This window comes from Streptacidiphilus jiangxiensis, from assembly GCF_900109465.1.
GTDB lineage: Bacteria > Actinomycetota > Actinomycetes > Streptomycetales > Streptomycetaceae > Streptacidiphilus > Streptacidiphilus jiangxiensis.
Genome location: NZ_FOAZ01000024.1, coordinates 38,734 through 51,336, shown reverse-complemented (window position 1 = coordinate 51,336; position 12,603 = coordinate 38,734). Strand labels below are relative to the sequence as shown.

Genomic DNA, 12,603 nt, shown 5'->3' with positions numbered 1-12,603 from the left:
GGATGATCTTCCGGAGCCTCCGCACTGAGACTCAGCGCGTTGCCAGGACCTCGGGCGTCAGGTTCCGCTCCGCCACGGCCGGTGCCGCGTCCAGGCGCAGGGAGCCGGGCCACGCGGCGGCGATGACCAGGCCGAGTGCGCAGCCGGTGAGCAGGCCTGCGCCGTGGTTGTTCCGGATCGCGCAGAGGAACACCCCGGCCGCCGGGACGGCGAGTGCCAGCAGCCGGATCCGTTGCGGGGCGTGGACAGGGGCGGGGCCGATCCGGTCGGCGCGCAGCAGACAGGTCGCGGCGAGGGCGCCGACGAGCCCGCAGATCGCGACGGAGTTGCCGCCGCCGTGCGGGCTCCAGCCCTCCTCGCTCGCGATGTTGGCGACCACGCCGCTGCCGAAGTAGATCAGCAGCCAGCGCACGCGGCCGAACACCCGCTCGGCGATCGGACCGGCCACCGCCAACGCGGGCACGTTCACGACGATCTGCACCAGTCCGGAGGACTGGATGAACAGCGCGGTGATCACGCGCCACCCCTGGCCGTCCTGGAGCGCGCCGGGCTGCCGCGTCAGGTGGTCGGACAGGCCGGGCACGGTGTACTGGAGGGCGATCATCACCAGCATCGTCACCAGGACGACGGCCGTGACCCACGGCTTGCGGCCCCAGATCGCCGACATGATCTGCACCGGGCTCCGTTGCTCGCGGCGGGTCCCCGACAACGCCGTCAGGAGCGGCTTGCCCGCCCCGAACACGACCGCCGCACTCGCGTAGAGCTCGATCTCATGTGTTCTGACCACAACCGCTTCCCCCGTGTTGGATCCTGATCTGCCGGATCACCATAGACGGTTTCTTGATCGGCTTGTGGTCCTCGGCAGTGGGCGGCCTACCGGAAGCCTCGGAGCGCCTTGGCCGCGACCCCGCGCAGGAGCTCGGCCGCGGCCAGCACCGTGCCCGTCGCACCGGAGGCGAGGCGCAGCGCGCTGCGGCTGAAGGCGAGAGCCTCGAAGTGGCCCTCGCGGAGGGCGGACTCCACCGTCTGCCGGGTGGTCGCGCCGTCGAGGGTGAGCTCCATGGCGAGCGGGAAGAACTGCCGGGCGGTGTGGAAGTCCAGTGACACGAAGCCCGGCACGCCCAACTCCTCCCGCAGGGCCAGCGCCCGGCGGTTCGGCGCCCAGCCGTCGTACTTGCGGTTCCACACCTCCACCGCCGTCAGGTGCTTGGCCCACTGAGGGTCGAACCGCCGCCAGGCGTCCCGGCGCCAGGGGTGCGCGAAGACCGCGATGCCCTGCTCGGCCTCCGCCCGCGTCAGCACCTCCGCGATCTCCGGGGTCTCGCCCAGGAACGGCACCTCGCCCCAGACGGGGACATGCACCACGTTGTCGGCGTCGTTGTACTCCAGGCCCGGTACGACCAGCACCTCGGGCGTGCTCGCCCGGGCGCACGCCTCGACGTACCGGGACCACTTGGCGTTGCTGAAGCCCCTGCTGTGCTCGCACATGAGCAGCACGTCCACCCGCCGGCGCCGGAACGACTCGACCAGCTTCTCCAGTGGCCACGCCGCGTCGTCGGACCACTCCGAGTGGATGTGGGCGGCGGCGCGGACGCGCCTCGACTGCGTCACGTGTGACTCCTGATCTGCCCGGCGACCGTCTCGTACGTGTCGCGGATGAAGACGCCCGCCTCGCCGCGGCGCCAGTTGTACCAGCGGTCGCCGCGGCGGGGGAGCACGGCCCGGAGGGTCTCGGCCCGGCCGGGCCAGCGTCCGGAATCGGCGCCGGAGGGGCCGCGCAGGACCGCGGCGAGGTGCACGAGCTCGCGGCCGAGGTGGCGGCAGAGCAGGTCGGGCGCGGCGTCGGGTGCCTCGGGGACGTAGCCCGGTTCGAGCGCCTGGCGGACCGCCCAGACCGGGTAGGGGTAACCGCGCCGCACCGCCAGCGCCATGCTGCCCCAGGCGCGGCCGTTGACCTCCATGAACCAGGCCGTGCCGTCGGGGTCGCGCAGCAGCTCGACCATGAACAGCCCGCGCCAGCCGATCCCCTCGACCAGCCGCTCCGCGGCGGCGCGCAGCGGCTCCGGCACGGGGGCCGACCGGCAGGCGCTCGACCCCGAGCCGCGCGGGTTCATCATCCGGATCCGCCGGTGGCCGCTCCAGGCGTGCACGCCCGAGGCGGTGGCGAACCCGAAGACGCCCTCGCCGACCCCGGTGACGGCCCGTTGGACGAGCACCGGCCCGTCGATCCGGGCGCTGAGCGCCTCGATCTCGCCCTCGTCGCGGGCGAGTGCGCCGGTCGGGCGCAGCAGTCGGCCCTCGTGCTCGACGACGGCGAGCGCGGGCTTCACGATCCACGGGCCCGCCCCGGCGTCCCGGCCGGGCACCGCAAGACCCGCCGCCTGCGCGGCGGCGATCTGCTCGCGCTTGTCGAGCGCGAACCGGGCCCCCTCACCCGTCGGCCCGGCCAGCGGCACCGTCAGGTCCTTGCGGGCGCAGGCCCACAGAGCGTGGTCGTCGAGCGGCAGCACCGCGACAGGGCGATGCCGGGCCACCGCCTCGGCGATGTCGCGGACGCACGCGTCGGCGTCGATCTCGGGCGCCGTCACCTCGACGATCGCGACGCGCCGACTGGCCGCGAGCGCGGGCCTGCTGCCCCGCCGGGCGAAGGCCACCACACGATAGCCGTGCTCGGCGAGGCAGAACGCGGACTCGGGCGCGGCGAGGGCGTCGGCGAACCCGATCAGCACCGGGCCCTGTCGGGCGGCGTTCCCGGTGCCGGGCGGCGAAGCCGTGGGCGGCTGGGGCGAGGCGGGTCCCTCGGGACGTTGCATCCAGCTCACCGCCACCGCTTGACCGCGCCGACCGCGGTGTCGCGCAGACGCCGGGCCGGGCCGCGGTGCGCGAACACCGCGGTGCGGAAGGAGTCGACAGTGTCCGTGGCCAGGACGCTGAAGCGGGCCTGCAGCCAGGCCTCGCCCGCCGCCGGGCGGCGGTCGCTGGTGTAGACGCGGCGGTAGCCGAGCGCGCGCAGGCGCCCGAGTATCCGTCGGTCGTAGGCGCCGAACGGGCAGGCGGCGCTGTCGACCGGGCGTCCGGCGGTCTCGGCGATCGCCGTCCGCGCGTCCGTGAGCTCGGCGCGCAGCTCGGTGTCGGGGACGTCGGGCCAGGCCCGGTGGCCCAGGCCGTGGGTGCCGACGCCCATGCCGGCCGCGACGAGCGCGCGCACCCCCTCGGCGGAGACGTTGCCGGGGGTGTCGATCCGGCCCGCGATGACGAAGAAGTCGGCCGTCAGGCCGCGCTCGACGAGCGCGGGCAGCGCGATCGCCACGTCGGACTCGTTGCCGTCGTCGAAGCTGAGCCGGACCTCGGGCCGGGCCGCGCACGCGTCCAGGATGCGCAGGAAGGAGTCCCGGCTCACCCAGTAGTCGTGCTCGCCGGGTTCGCGTTCCGGGCCCGGGGCGCCGACCCCGTGGAACGACACGTTGTGGACCACTTGCGGGCTCATGGCTGGCTCTGCCATTCCGTGTAGTAGCTGCTGGGGTTGGTCAGATAACGAACCGTCACCTGCGGGACGTGGACGACCCGGTGGTGGCGGGCGTAGCGGTGGATCAGCTCCCAGTCCTCCCTGGGCAGGACCTCCGGCGTGCGGCGGATCCGGCTGAACCGCAGCGCGGGCGTGCGCCGCGCCACGAAGGCGTTGGTGTCGAGGAACGCCTTGCGCGTGGCGAGGCGCCGGTCGTAGGGCACCGACAGCACGTCCCTCTCGGTGCCGTCCGGCAGGACCCGGCGCAACGCGGTGTAGACGGCGTCCGGCCCGCCCCGGGCGGTCAACGCGGCGAGGGCCACCTCCAGGTGGTCCGGCTCCCAGAGGTTGTCGTCGTCGAGGAAGGCGACGAACCGGGAGTCGGTGAGCCGGATGCCGACGTTGCGCACCACCCCGGCGATGCCGATGTTGTGCGACAGCGAGACGGCGACGAGCCGCGGGTCGTCCGGCAGGTCCGGCAGCCCGGCGCCGTCGTCGACGACGATCACGACCTGGTCCGTGACGGTCTGCGCGAGCGCGGAGGAGACGGCGGCACGCAGCGCCTCGGGCCGCCGGTAGGTGGCGATCACGGTGGCGACCAGCGCGCGCGGCCGCGCCTCGGCGGCCGCCCGGTCCAGCCGGCCGACCTCGGCGTCCTCGGTGCGGCGCAGCGCCCGGGCCGTGTGGCCGAGCAGGACCCGGTTGCGCCACTCGTACAGGACGTGCCAGCCGAACAGCCACTTGGCGAGCTCCCAGGGAGCCCGCACCAGCTTCCTGGTCGCGTTCACTGGGGCGTCACCGGCTTCCCTTGTGCGGTGGTGTTGTCCGCCCAGAGGTTGCCCGTGCCGCCCGCGTTCCAGTAGGCGACGATGCCGTAGGTGCCGCAGGCGGGGTGGAACTGGTCGGAGAAGATGTTGTGGGTGACCCGGATGCCGGTCGAGCCGGGCCCGCCGCCGTAGAGGGCGTAGGCGCCGCCCGCTATCCAGTTGCTGTCCACGAGCGCGTTGTTGACGGTGCCGGTGTCGGGGTAGAGGCCGACGGCCGCGGAGGCGCCGCGTTCGACGGTGGCCTCGTCGAGCAGCGTGTTGTGGCGGATCACCAGCTCCCCGGCGCCGCCGCCGTCGCTGATCACCGGGTCGAGGTGCTGCCACTGGCCGCTCAGGTTGACGAACGGCGCGAGGTCGTGGACGTAGTTGTCATGCAGGTCGCCCTGGCCCATGGACAGCGCGTCGCCGAAGACGGAGATGTCGCTCCAGCCGACCTCGACGGAGCTGGTGCCCATGTTGGACACCGCGTAGTCCTCACCGCCGTTGTCGAGCCCCTTGCCGGGGACGCCGGTGATCCGGCTGTGCAGCACGCGCAGCCCGTGGTAGCCCGAACGCAGGTTGACGCCCCACCAGTTGGTGGAGGTGATGCTGCTGTCGACGACGGTGACGTCGTTGGCGTAGATGTCGAGGGAGCCGGTGAGGTCCCAACCGCTGATCACCGTGCCGTCCGTGCGGATGGTGATGTTGCCGCTCTGCCGGTTGCCCGGCGTACTGCGCGGACCGGTGGTCGCGGAGGTCGGGAAGCCGCACGCGGCCGGTGAGGAGCAGGGGCCGGTGGGGCCGCCGGTGGCCGCGTCGGACCCGCCGGGCGTCTGCGACGCGCGCGCCGAGCCGGAGGGCGACGCGGAGGTCGACCCGGAGGCGCGCGCCGACGGTGTGGCACGGCCCGTGGCCGTCGCCGCGCCGCTCCCGGGCGTCCCGCCGGAGGGTCTGGAACCGCAGACCGACGCGTCACCCGTCGGGCAGTTCGCGCTGCTGTGCTCGTCCAGGTGGGCGCCGAGGGCGTCGGCCACCACCAGTAACAGGACCAGGCCCAGGACCGCCAGCAGCACCCGCACGGCAGTGCGCCGTGGGCCGGACCGGCCTGCCGGTGCCGGTGCAGTCCTGTGGGTGTTCTTGCGCATCGGGTTCACCTTCCCCGCCACGGCCGGGCGTGCCGGCCGTGGGCCGATTCGATCCCGCGCAACCGCTTGCCGCTCGGCAGGACGCAGACGAGGTAGACGGCCATGGCGACGACACCCGTCGCCACCAGCGCAAGCAGACCGTCGCCGAGCAGGCCGTGCAGCGCCCACGTCACGGCGGCCATGACCGCACCGGCCACGAACGGCCAGGCGCAGGCGCGGGCGAGGGAGCGCGGGGTGATCCCGCTGCGGGCCAGGCCCACCGTGAACACCGGCACCACCACGCCCGCCGCGACCAGGACGTGGCCCTCGGAGACGCCGACGATGCCGCGCAGGTGCGCCCCGGCGGCCAGCACCGGCACGAGCGCCGCCAGCCACAGCCCCTGGGTGAGGATGAGCAGCCGCCGCCGTCCGATCGCCACCAGGCAGTCGTAGGCCAGTTCGCAGCCGATGCGTACCAGGCCCAGCGCCATCAGCCACGGCAGCGCGGCGGCCGCGGGCAGCCAGCGGCCGCCGTAGACCAGGTGGATCAGCGGGCCGGCCAGCACGGCCAGCAGCACGCACAGCGGCACGCTGCCGGTGACCAGCACGGCCAGCGCCCGTCCGAAGCCCTGCGCCAGCGCCTGCGGCGAGGACGCGAGCCGGGAGAAGCCGGCGAAGGAGACCCGGCGGGCGGCCTCGGAGATGATCCGCACCGGCCAGCCGGAGATGTTGAACGCCAGGACGTAGAAACCGAGTTGCACCTTGCCGAGGGTGGAGCCGACCACGATGGTGTCGACGTTCAGCACCCCGAGGGTGAGCAGGCTGGCCCCCGCCAGGGGCAGGCCGAAGCGCAGCAGCGCCCGCGCCTGGCCGCTGTCCCAGCCGAAGCGGAGCGAGCCGGGCGCCGCCAGCACCGAGCCGACCAGCGCCGCGACGTTGCCCACGACCGAGCCCCAGGCGAAGCTCATGGCGCCCCACCCGCGGAACGCCAGCAGCAGCGTCACGGCCGTGCTGAGCACGAAGTTGAGCGCGTCGATGGTCATCCGGCGGCCCTGCGCGAACTCGCGGGTCATGATGCCCGCGGGCACCTGCGAGACGCCGTCGAGGATCACGCACAGGGACATCACCCGCAGCACGCCGGTGGCACCGGGGGAGCCCAGGGCGGTCGCCAGGTGCGGCGCGGCGAAGAAGAGGGCCAGATAGAAGAGGCTGCTGGACAGGGTGCTCAGGGTCAGCACGGTGGGCGCGAAGCGCCGCACGTCACCGTCCCAGCGCACCACGGCCAGGCCCACGCCCAGCTCGTTGGCGGACAGCAGCACCAGCAGCACCGTCTGGGCCACCCCGTACACGCCCCAGGCGGCGGGGCCGAGCGCGAAGCGCGCCAGGACGACTCCGGCGGCGAAGTTGCCGAGTCGCATCACCATGGTGTTGATCAGGCTCCACCGGGCGGCGTTGCGGACCCGGGTACCGAGGGCGGGCGGTTCCGCGGCGGGCGGGTCCTCAGGCACGGCGTACGTGGGCGCGGTGTCCATGGCGGGACTCCTCGGGGGCGGCTCGGGGCCCGGCGAAGGTCAGCCGAACCAGGAGGAACGCTGCTTGACGGGCGCGGGCGCGGTACCGGACGGGGGCAGGACGGCCAGCTGGACGGTCGGGCTCTCCGGTGCGAGCCCGGCTTCGGGATCCGGCTGGGTTTCCGGTTCGGGCACGGGGATGGCTGCGGCAGCCGGGCCCGGCGGAGCCGGGATCCGGGCGGTCTCGCGCTCCGGCCGGAGCGGCGCCGCCGGCCCGGCGCCCGCCGGCCCGGCCTCCGAGGAGTTCGAGCCCGGGCCGATGGCCGAGTCCGGGGTGTTTGCCTCGTCCGCCTCCTCCGCCCCGGCCTCCTCGTCCTCCCGGCGGGGACGACGGCGGGCCTCGACGAAGAAGGTCGCCGCCAGGCTCAGGGCGAGCCCGACCAATCCGGCCAGGACGGTGTACTCGATCCGGGTCTTGGTCTGTGCCACCGGGCTCTGCGGCGCGACGATGGTGACGATCCGGATCACCGCGTCCGCCGGGACGTTCTGCTGCGTCTGGAACTGCTGCAGCCGCTCGGCCGCGTACGCGGTCAGCGTGGTGTCCTCCGCCAGCACCTTGGCCTGGTCGGTGCCGGTGACGGACAGCCACATCAGCGGTGCCTGCGCGTTGTCGGCGATCATCGCGTTGTAGGTGTCGGTCACGCCCCGGCTCGCGAGGTCCGCCTTGGCCGCGTCGGAGTCCAGGTTGCGGCCGAGGCTGTCGGCCATGCCGGTCAGCGAGGTCTGCGTGCTGAGGAACGGGTTGCCGTCGAAGGGCACCGTCGCCTTCTGCGAGTTGAGCAGTTCGACGGTGGCCTGCGACTGGTACTTCAGCGGCAGCACGACGATGATCGCCGCCGCCAGCACGCCCGTCAGCAACAGGCCCGGCAGCATGACGTACCAGCGTCTGCGCATGACCCGCGCGATCTCGGCGAGGTCCACTCCGTCTCCTTGTCCGTGGGTCGGTCGGCGGCTACGGGGGACACGCGACTGACGAACGAGCTTATGGGCTTTGGTGATCAGACGAGAGGGCTTTGCGCCGGTTGATTCTGTGAGTCGGCGGGCCGCGGGTCGGCGGACACCACGTCGGTGGGCCGTGGACGCCCGCCCGCGGGACCGCCGGTCAGCAGGACCTCGGCGATCCGCTCACCGGCCCGGCCGTCCCACAGCGCGGGGCGCCGCGCGGGCGGAGGAGCCGCCAGGACCGCCAGCGTGGTGCGGACGATCCCCTCGGGCTCCACCCCCGCCAGGACGTTGGTGCCCTCGGAGACCGTGATCGGCCGCTCGGTGTTCTCCCGCAGCGTCACACACGGCACGCCCAGGGCCGTGGTCTCCTCCTGGATGCCGCCCGAGTCCGTCAGCACGATCCGGGCGGACGCCTGGAGCGCGAGGAAGTCCAGGTAGCCGGCGGGCGGCACCAGCCGCACCCCCTCGGGAACCCCCAGCGCGGTGAGCTTGTCGGCCGCGCGCGGGTGCGCGGGCAGCAGCAGCGGACAGTGCTGCGCCACCTCGCCGAGCGCCTTGAGCATGCCCGCCAGGACGGCCGGGTCGTCGACGTTGGCGGGCCGGTGCAGCGTCACCAGGCCGTACGCGCCCGGCCGCAGACCGAGGCGCTCCAGCGCGCCGCCCACCCGGGCGCGCGGCAGGTTCGCCAGCAGCGAGTCGATCATGACGTTGCCGACCAGGTGGATCTGGTCCTCGCGGTAGCCCTCCGCGCGGAGGTTGACCACCGCGTCCTCGGACGGGGCCAGCAGGTAGTCGCTGAGCCGGTCGGTGACGACGCGGTTGACCTCCTCCGGCATCCGCCAGTCGCGGCTGCGCAGGCCCGCCTCGACGTGTGCCAGCAGTGGACCGGCCTTGGCGGTCACCAGGGCGCAGGCCACGGTGGAGTTGATGTCGCCGACGACGACCACCGCGTCGGGGGCGACCTCGGCCAGCAGCGGCTCGAACCCGGTCATCACCCGGGCCGTCTGCTCGGCGTGGCTGCCGGAGCCGACGCCGAGGCTTCGGTCCGGCCGCCGGATGCCGAGGTCGGCGAAGAAGACGTCGTTCATCGCCGGGTCGTAGTGCTGGCCGGTGTGCACGAGCACGACCTCGGCGCCGCGCTGTTCCAGCGCGTCCATCACCGGCTTGACCTTCATGAAGTTGGGGCGTGCCCCCACCACGCAGACGATCCGCATCAGTCTCAGAGCACCTCTACCTCGGCACCGGCCGCCGCGTCCACCGCGGCGGCGTCACCGGCCAGGCGGCGACGGCAGTCCAGCACGTAGCGGGCGTGGCTGCGCACCAGCTCCCAGTCGAAGCTGTCGTGGTCGGTCAGCACCACCACCGCGTCGGCTGCGCCCAACTCCTCGGCGGTCAGCTCCACGCGGGCGAGCCGCGCGTCGACCTCGGGCGGCTCGACCACGTGCGGGTCGGCGGCGTGCACCTCCGCGCCCAGGTCGAGCAGGAGCCGGGCCACGCGCAGCGCGGGCGACTCCCGGGCGTCGCCGGTGTTCTTCTTGTACGCGAGGCCGAGCAGCAGGATCCGCGAGCCGTTGACCGAGCGGCGCTGCGCGTTGAACGCCTCGATCAGGCGGCGGGTCACGTACTCGGGCATGTGGTTGTTGATGTCGTTGGCGAGCTCCACGAAGCGGAAGCTCTGGCCGAGTTCGCGCTGCACCCGCCAGGAGAGGTAGGACGGGTCGATCGGCAGGCAGTGGCCGCCCACCCCCGGGCCGGGGGTGAACCGCATGAAGCCGAACGGCTTGGTCGCGGCCGCGTCGATGGCCTGCCACACGTCGATGTCCAGGTGGCGGGCGAACATGGCGATCTCGTTGACGAGCGCGATGTTGACGTGCCGGAAGGTGTTCTCCAGCAGCTTGGCCAGCTCGGCCTCCTTGGGGGAGGCCACCGGCACCACGGTGTCGACCAGTTGGCCGTAGAAGGAGGCGACCGCCTCCCGGGAGGCGGCGTCGACACCGGAGACCACCTTGGGCGTCTGCTGGAAGCCCCAGACGGTGTTGCCCGGATCGATCCGCTCGGGGCTGTACCCGAGGTGGAAGTCGGCCCCGGCGGCCAGGCCCGAGCCGTCCTCCAGCAGCGGCCCGAACAGGTCCTGGGTGGTGCCCGGGTAGGTGGTCGACTCCAGCACCACCGTCGCGCCGGGACGCAGGTAGCGGCTGAGGGTGCGCGCCGACTCCTCGATGTAGCTGAGGTCCGGCACGCCCTCGCGCAGCGGGGTGGGCACGGTCACCACGGCCACGTCGAAGCCGCCGCAGTCGCGGGCGGCGTCGCTCGCGCGGTAGGCGCCGGACGCGAGCACGGCGCGCAGCCGCTCCGAGGAGACGTCCTCGACGTAGGACTCGCCGGCCGCCAGCCGCTTGATCCGGCCGCCGTCCACGTCGTACCCGATCACCTCATGCCCGACCTCGGCCGCCCGCACCGCGAGCGGCAGCCCCACGTACCCCTGACCGACCACGACCACGCGCATCAGTTACCTCCTGCCGGTGCCGGCGGTTGCGACGGTTCTGCGGTGCGCGCGAGCATCGCCCGCGCGGTCATGGCCACGAACTGGACGTTGGTGACCAGATAGCGGCGGCCCAGCCGGCGCGGCTCCTGGGCCACCCGGTAGAGCCACTCCAGGCCCAGGCGCTGCCAGACCTCGGGCGCGCGGCGGGTGACCCCGGCGAGCACGTCGAACGAGCCGCCCACGCCGTGGACGACCCGCACGCCGGTCCGCTCGCCGTAGGCGGCGGTGAAGAGCTCCTTCTTCGGCGAGGTCATGCCGAGGAAGAGCAGCTGGGCGCCGCTGGCCGCGATCGCGTCGGCGACCTGCGACTGCTCGGCATCGGTGAAGTAGCCGTCCCGGGCGCCGGCCACGCGCAGCCGCGGATGCCGCTCGGCCAGGTTGGCCAGCATCGCGTCGAGCGCCTCGCGCCGCGCGCCGAGGAAGTAGACCGACAGGCCGCGCTGCTCGGCCTCCGCCAGCAGGTGCTGGAACAGGTCGATCCCGGCCACCCGCTCCGGGAGCGGTGCGCGCAGCAGCCGGGCGGCCCACACCACGGCCTGGCCGTCGGCCAGCACCAGGTCGCAGCCGGTGACCGCGTCGGCCAGGCGCGGGTCCTTGCGCATGGTGACCAGCTTGGCGGCGTTGACGACGCCCACCTCCAGCCGGCGGCCCTCGTCGGCGGCGCGCGCGCACGCCTCGACGGCCTGGGCCAGGGTCAGCGGGTCGATGCCGACCCCCAGCACCTGGCGCCGGGGCGGCCCCTGATGTTCGGTCACGATCCCTACCTCTCAGGGGAGTCGAGCGAGCCGAGCCAGGCGTGCAGCATCCAGCCGAACTCGTAGGGACGGCACTCGCGGTCCAGCGCGACCGGCGGGTAGAGCCGCTCCAGGGGTTCCAGGCGCAGGCCGGGGACGAGCAGGCTGCCCACGCCGCGTGCCGCGCGGACGGCCTTGCGCGGGTCGCCGCGGAACACCTTGCGCCAGGTCACCCCGAGGTCGTCGTGGATCATCGGCTCGGGCGTGCCGCCGCCCGGCGCCTCGCGCAGCTCCGGCACCTGCGTCATCCACCGCAGTCCGCGCCGGATCGCCTCACCGTGGTCCGCGCCGCCGGCCTCGGTGAGGTCGAGCAGTGCGGTGGGGGCCATCGCGTGCTGGTGGACGCTGTAGACCGGGTAACCCTCGACGACCGTGCCGTGGCGGGCGTCGTAGTGCCACCACCACTGGCCGCCCTCGCCCTGGAGCTCGCAGATGCGGGCGGCGCAGGCGTCGGCCGCGGCCAGTGCGGCCGGGTCGCCGCCCTCGGTGGACGCGTGCGCCCGGGCGAGCGCCTGCAGCGGGTAGGTCTGGTCGGCGAAGCAGCCCACATGGGCCCGGTACCAGGGCAGCAGGCCGGGGCCGGTCGCGTGCGGGAAGAGCGGGCCGGCGCCGAGCCGGGCGCGCAGCAGGCGGTCCCGGGCGGTCTGCAGGCGGCGTTCCACACCGGTCGCGTCGGTCAGGCCGCGGGCTGCGCAGAGCGCGGAGAGCACCCAGGCGGCCTCGACGGTGTAGCGCGGCTGTGCGGCGCCCTCGTCGAGGTCGTCCAGCGCCGCGAGCCGGGCCAGCGCGTCGTCGAGCTTCGGGTGGCGGGTGTCCGCGGCGGCCCAGGTCACCAGCGCGGCGTCGCCGAGATTGCCGACGCCGGGCAGCTGTTCGACCAGGACGCCCGCGTACTCCGCCGCGGTCAGGCCGCCGAAGATCGGCCGCTGCCGGTCCTCGGGCAGCAGCTTGGCGCCCAGCACGGTGATGGCGGCGTAGCGCACGCTCTCGCCACGGTCCTCCAGCCGCGGCTCGGCGCCGAGCACGGCCGGGGTCACGGCGGCCCGGGTGAAGACGAAGGTCTTCCGCTCGGGTCGGTACATGGCCGGCAGTCCCGTCTCGGCGAGCCGCAGCAGGCGGTCCAGGAGCGCGGAAAGGTCGGTCTCGGCCGCGACAACGGCCTTGGTGCGTGTGGTGGTCATCAAGTCCTTCACCGCGTCGGGGAGACAGGACGTGCTGAGAGGGACGTGCAGAGAAGGCCGCGTTCTCGACGCAGCGTACGCCCACACAATAAGCACACATGTGTCCGGCGGGCGTCGATTTGCGGAACTCGG

At 73.8% G+C, this 12,603-nt stretch carries 12 protein-coding genes; all 12 read right to left on the bottom strand.

The genetic code is table 11. From position 1 onward, the window contains the following. Positions 1 to 31 precede the first annotated feature (31 nt). On the bottom strand, positions 32 to 787 hold the full coding sequence (locus BMY61_RS34815) for a rhomboid family intramembrane serine protease (RefSeq protein ID WP_052438838.1): 756 nt from the start codon (positions 785 to 787) through the stop codon (positions 32 to 34). Between the two features lie 86 nt (positions 788 to 873). After that, positions 874 to 1,611, bottom strand: coding sequence for a PHP domain-containing protein (locus BMY61_RS34810; RefSeq protein ID WP_042449879.1), 738 nt, complete (start codon positions 1,609 to 1,611; stop codon positions 874 to 876). Continuing rightward, entirely contained in the window at positions 1,608 to 2,813 is a 1,206-nt protein-coding gene (locus BMY61_RS34805) for a hypothetical protein (RefSeq protein WP_143094678.1), read from the bottom strand. The genes BMY61_RS34810 and BMY61_RS34805 overlap by 4 nt, the downstream gene beginning before the upstream one ends. 5 nt (positions 2,814 to 2,818) lie before the next feature. After that, a complete protein-coding gene (locus BMY61_RS34800; protein ID WP_042449877.1) occupies positions 2,819 to 3,487 on the bottom strand; it encodes a polysaccharide deacetylase family protein in 669 nt (222 codons plus the stop codon). Continuing rightward, a complete protein-coding gene (locus BMY61_RS34795) occupies positions 3,484 to 4,293 on the bottom strand; it encodes a glycosyltransferase family 2 protein (RefSeq protein ID WP_042449876.1) in 810 nt (269 codons plus the stop codon). Before BMY61_RS34795 ends, BMY61_RS34800 begins: the two co-directional genes overlap by 4 nt. Further along, a complete protein-coding gene (locus tag BMY61_RS34790; RefSeq protein ID WP_143094677.1) occupies positions 4,290 to 5,456 on the bottom strand; it encodes a hypothetical protein in 1,167 nt (388 codons plus the stop codon). The genes BMY61_RS34795 and BMY61_RS34790 overlap by 4 nt, the downstream gene beginning before the upstream one ends. 5 nt (positions 5,457 to 5,461) lie before the next feature. Continuing rightward, positions 5,462 to 6,967 carry an oligosaccharide flippase family protein gene (locus BMY61_RS34785; RefSeq protein ID WP_042449874.1) on the bottom strand — a complete coding sequence of 502 codons (1,506 nt, stop codon included), beginning with the start codon at positions 6,965 to 6,967 and terminating at the stop codon, positions 5,462 to 5,464. A 39-nt stretch (positions 6,968 to 7,006) separates the two neighbouring features. Further along, the gene (locus BMY61_RS34780; RefSeq protein ID WP_052438837.1) at positions 7,007 to 7,927 is read right to left on the bottom strand and encodes a YveK family protein; all 921 of its coding nucleotides are present in this window, start codon (positions 7,925 to 7,927) and stop codon (positions 7,007 to 7,009) included. A 77-nt stretch (positions 7,928 to 8,004) separates the two neighbouring features. Then, entirely contained in the window at positions 8,005 to 9,165 is a 1,161-nt protein-coding gene (gene wecB / locus BMY61_RS34775; protein WP_042449873.1) for a non-hydrolyzing UDP-N-acetylglucosamine 2-epimerase, read from the bottom strand. Between the two features lie 5 nt (positions 9,166 to 9,170). Further along, the gene (locus tag BMY61_RS34770; protein ID WP_042449872.1) at positions 9,171 to 10,457 is read right to left on the bottom strand and encodes a nucleotide sugar dehydrogenase; all 1,287 of its coding nucleotides are present in this window, start codon (positions 10,455 to 10,457) and stop codon (positions 9,171 to 9,173) included. Continuing rightward, positions 10,457 to 11,251 carry a WecB/TagA/CpsF family glycosyltransferase gene (locus BMY61_RS34765; RefSeq protein WP_042449871.1) on the bottom strand — a complete coding sequence of 265 codons (795 nt, stop codon included), beginning with the start codon at positions 11,249 to 11,251 and terminating at the stop codon, positions 10,457 to 10,459. Before BMY61_RS34765 ends, BMY61_RS34770 begins: the two co-directional genes overlap by 1 nt. Before the next feature lie 5 nt (positions 11,252 to 11,256). Then, positions 11,257 to 12,471 (bottom strand): hypothetical protein, encoded by a 1,215-nt coding sequence (locus BMY61_RS34760; RefSeq protein ID WP_042449870.1) that lies wholly within the window; start codon positions 12,469 to 12,471, stop codon positions 11,257 to 11,259. Between the last annotated feature and the right edge of the window lie 132 nt (positions 12,472 to 12,603).

What these genes read in the sequence shown, in the direction of transcription:
- BMY61_RS34805 (WP_143094678.1), bottom strand. Translation starts at nt 2,813, where the DNA reads ATGCAACGTCCCGAGGGACCCGCCTCGCCCCAGCCGCCCACGGCTTCG.
- BMY61_RS34800 (WP_042449877.1), bottom strand. Translation starts at nt 3,487, where the DNA reads ATGAGCCCGCAAGTGGTCCACAACGTGTCGTTCCACGGGGTCGGCGCC.
- BMY61_RS34790 (WP_143094677.1), bottom strand. Translation starts at nt 5,456, where the DNA reads ATGCGCAAGAACACCCACAGGACTGCACCGGCACCGGCAGGCCGGTCC.
- BMY61_RS34785 (WP_042449874.1), bottom strand. Translation starts at nt 6,967, where the DNA reads ATGGACACCGCGCCCACGTACGCCGTGCCTGAGGACCCGCCCGCCGCG.
- wecB (WP_042449873.1), bottom strand. Translation starts at nt 9,165, where the DNA reads ATGCGGATCGTCTGCGTGGTGGGGGCACGCCCCAACTTCATGAAGGTC.
- BMY61_RS34770 (WP_042449872.1), bottom strand. Translation starts at nt 10,457, where the DNA reads ATGCGCGTGGTCGTGGTCGGTCAGGGGTACGTGGGGCTGCCGCTCGCG.
- BMY61_RS34760 (WP_042449870.1), bottom strand. Translation starts at nt 12,471, where the DNA reads ATGACCACCACACGCACCAAGGCCGTTGTCGCGGCCGAGACCGACCTT.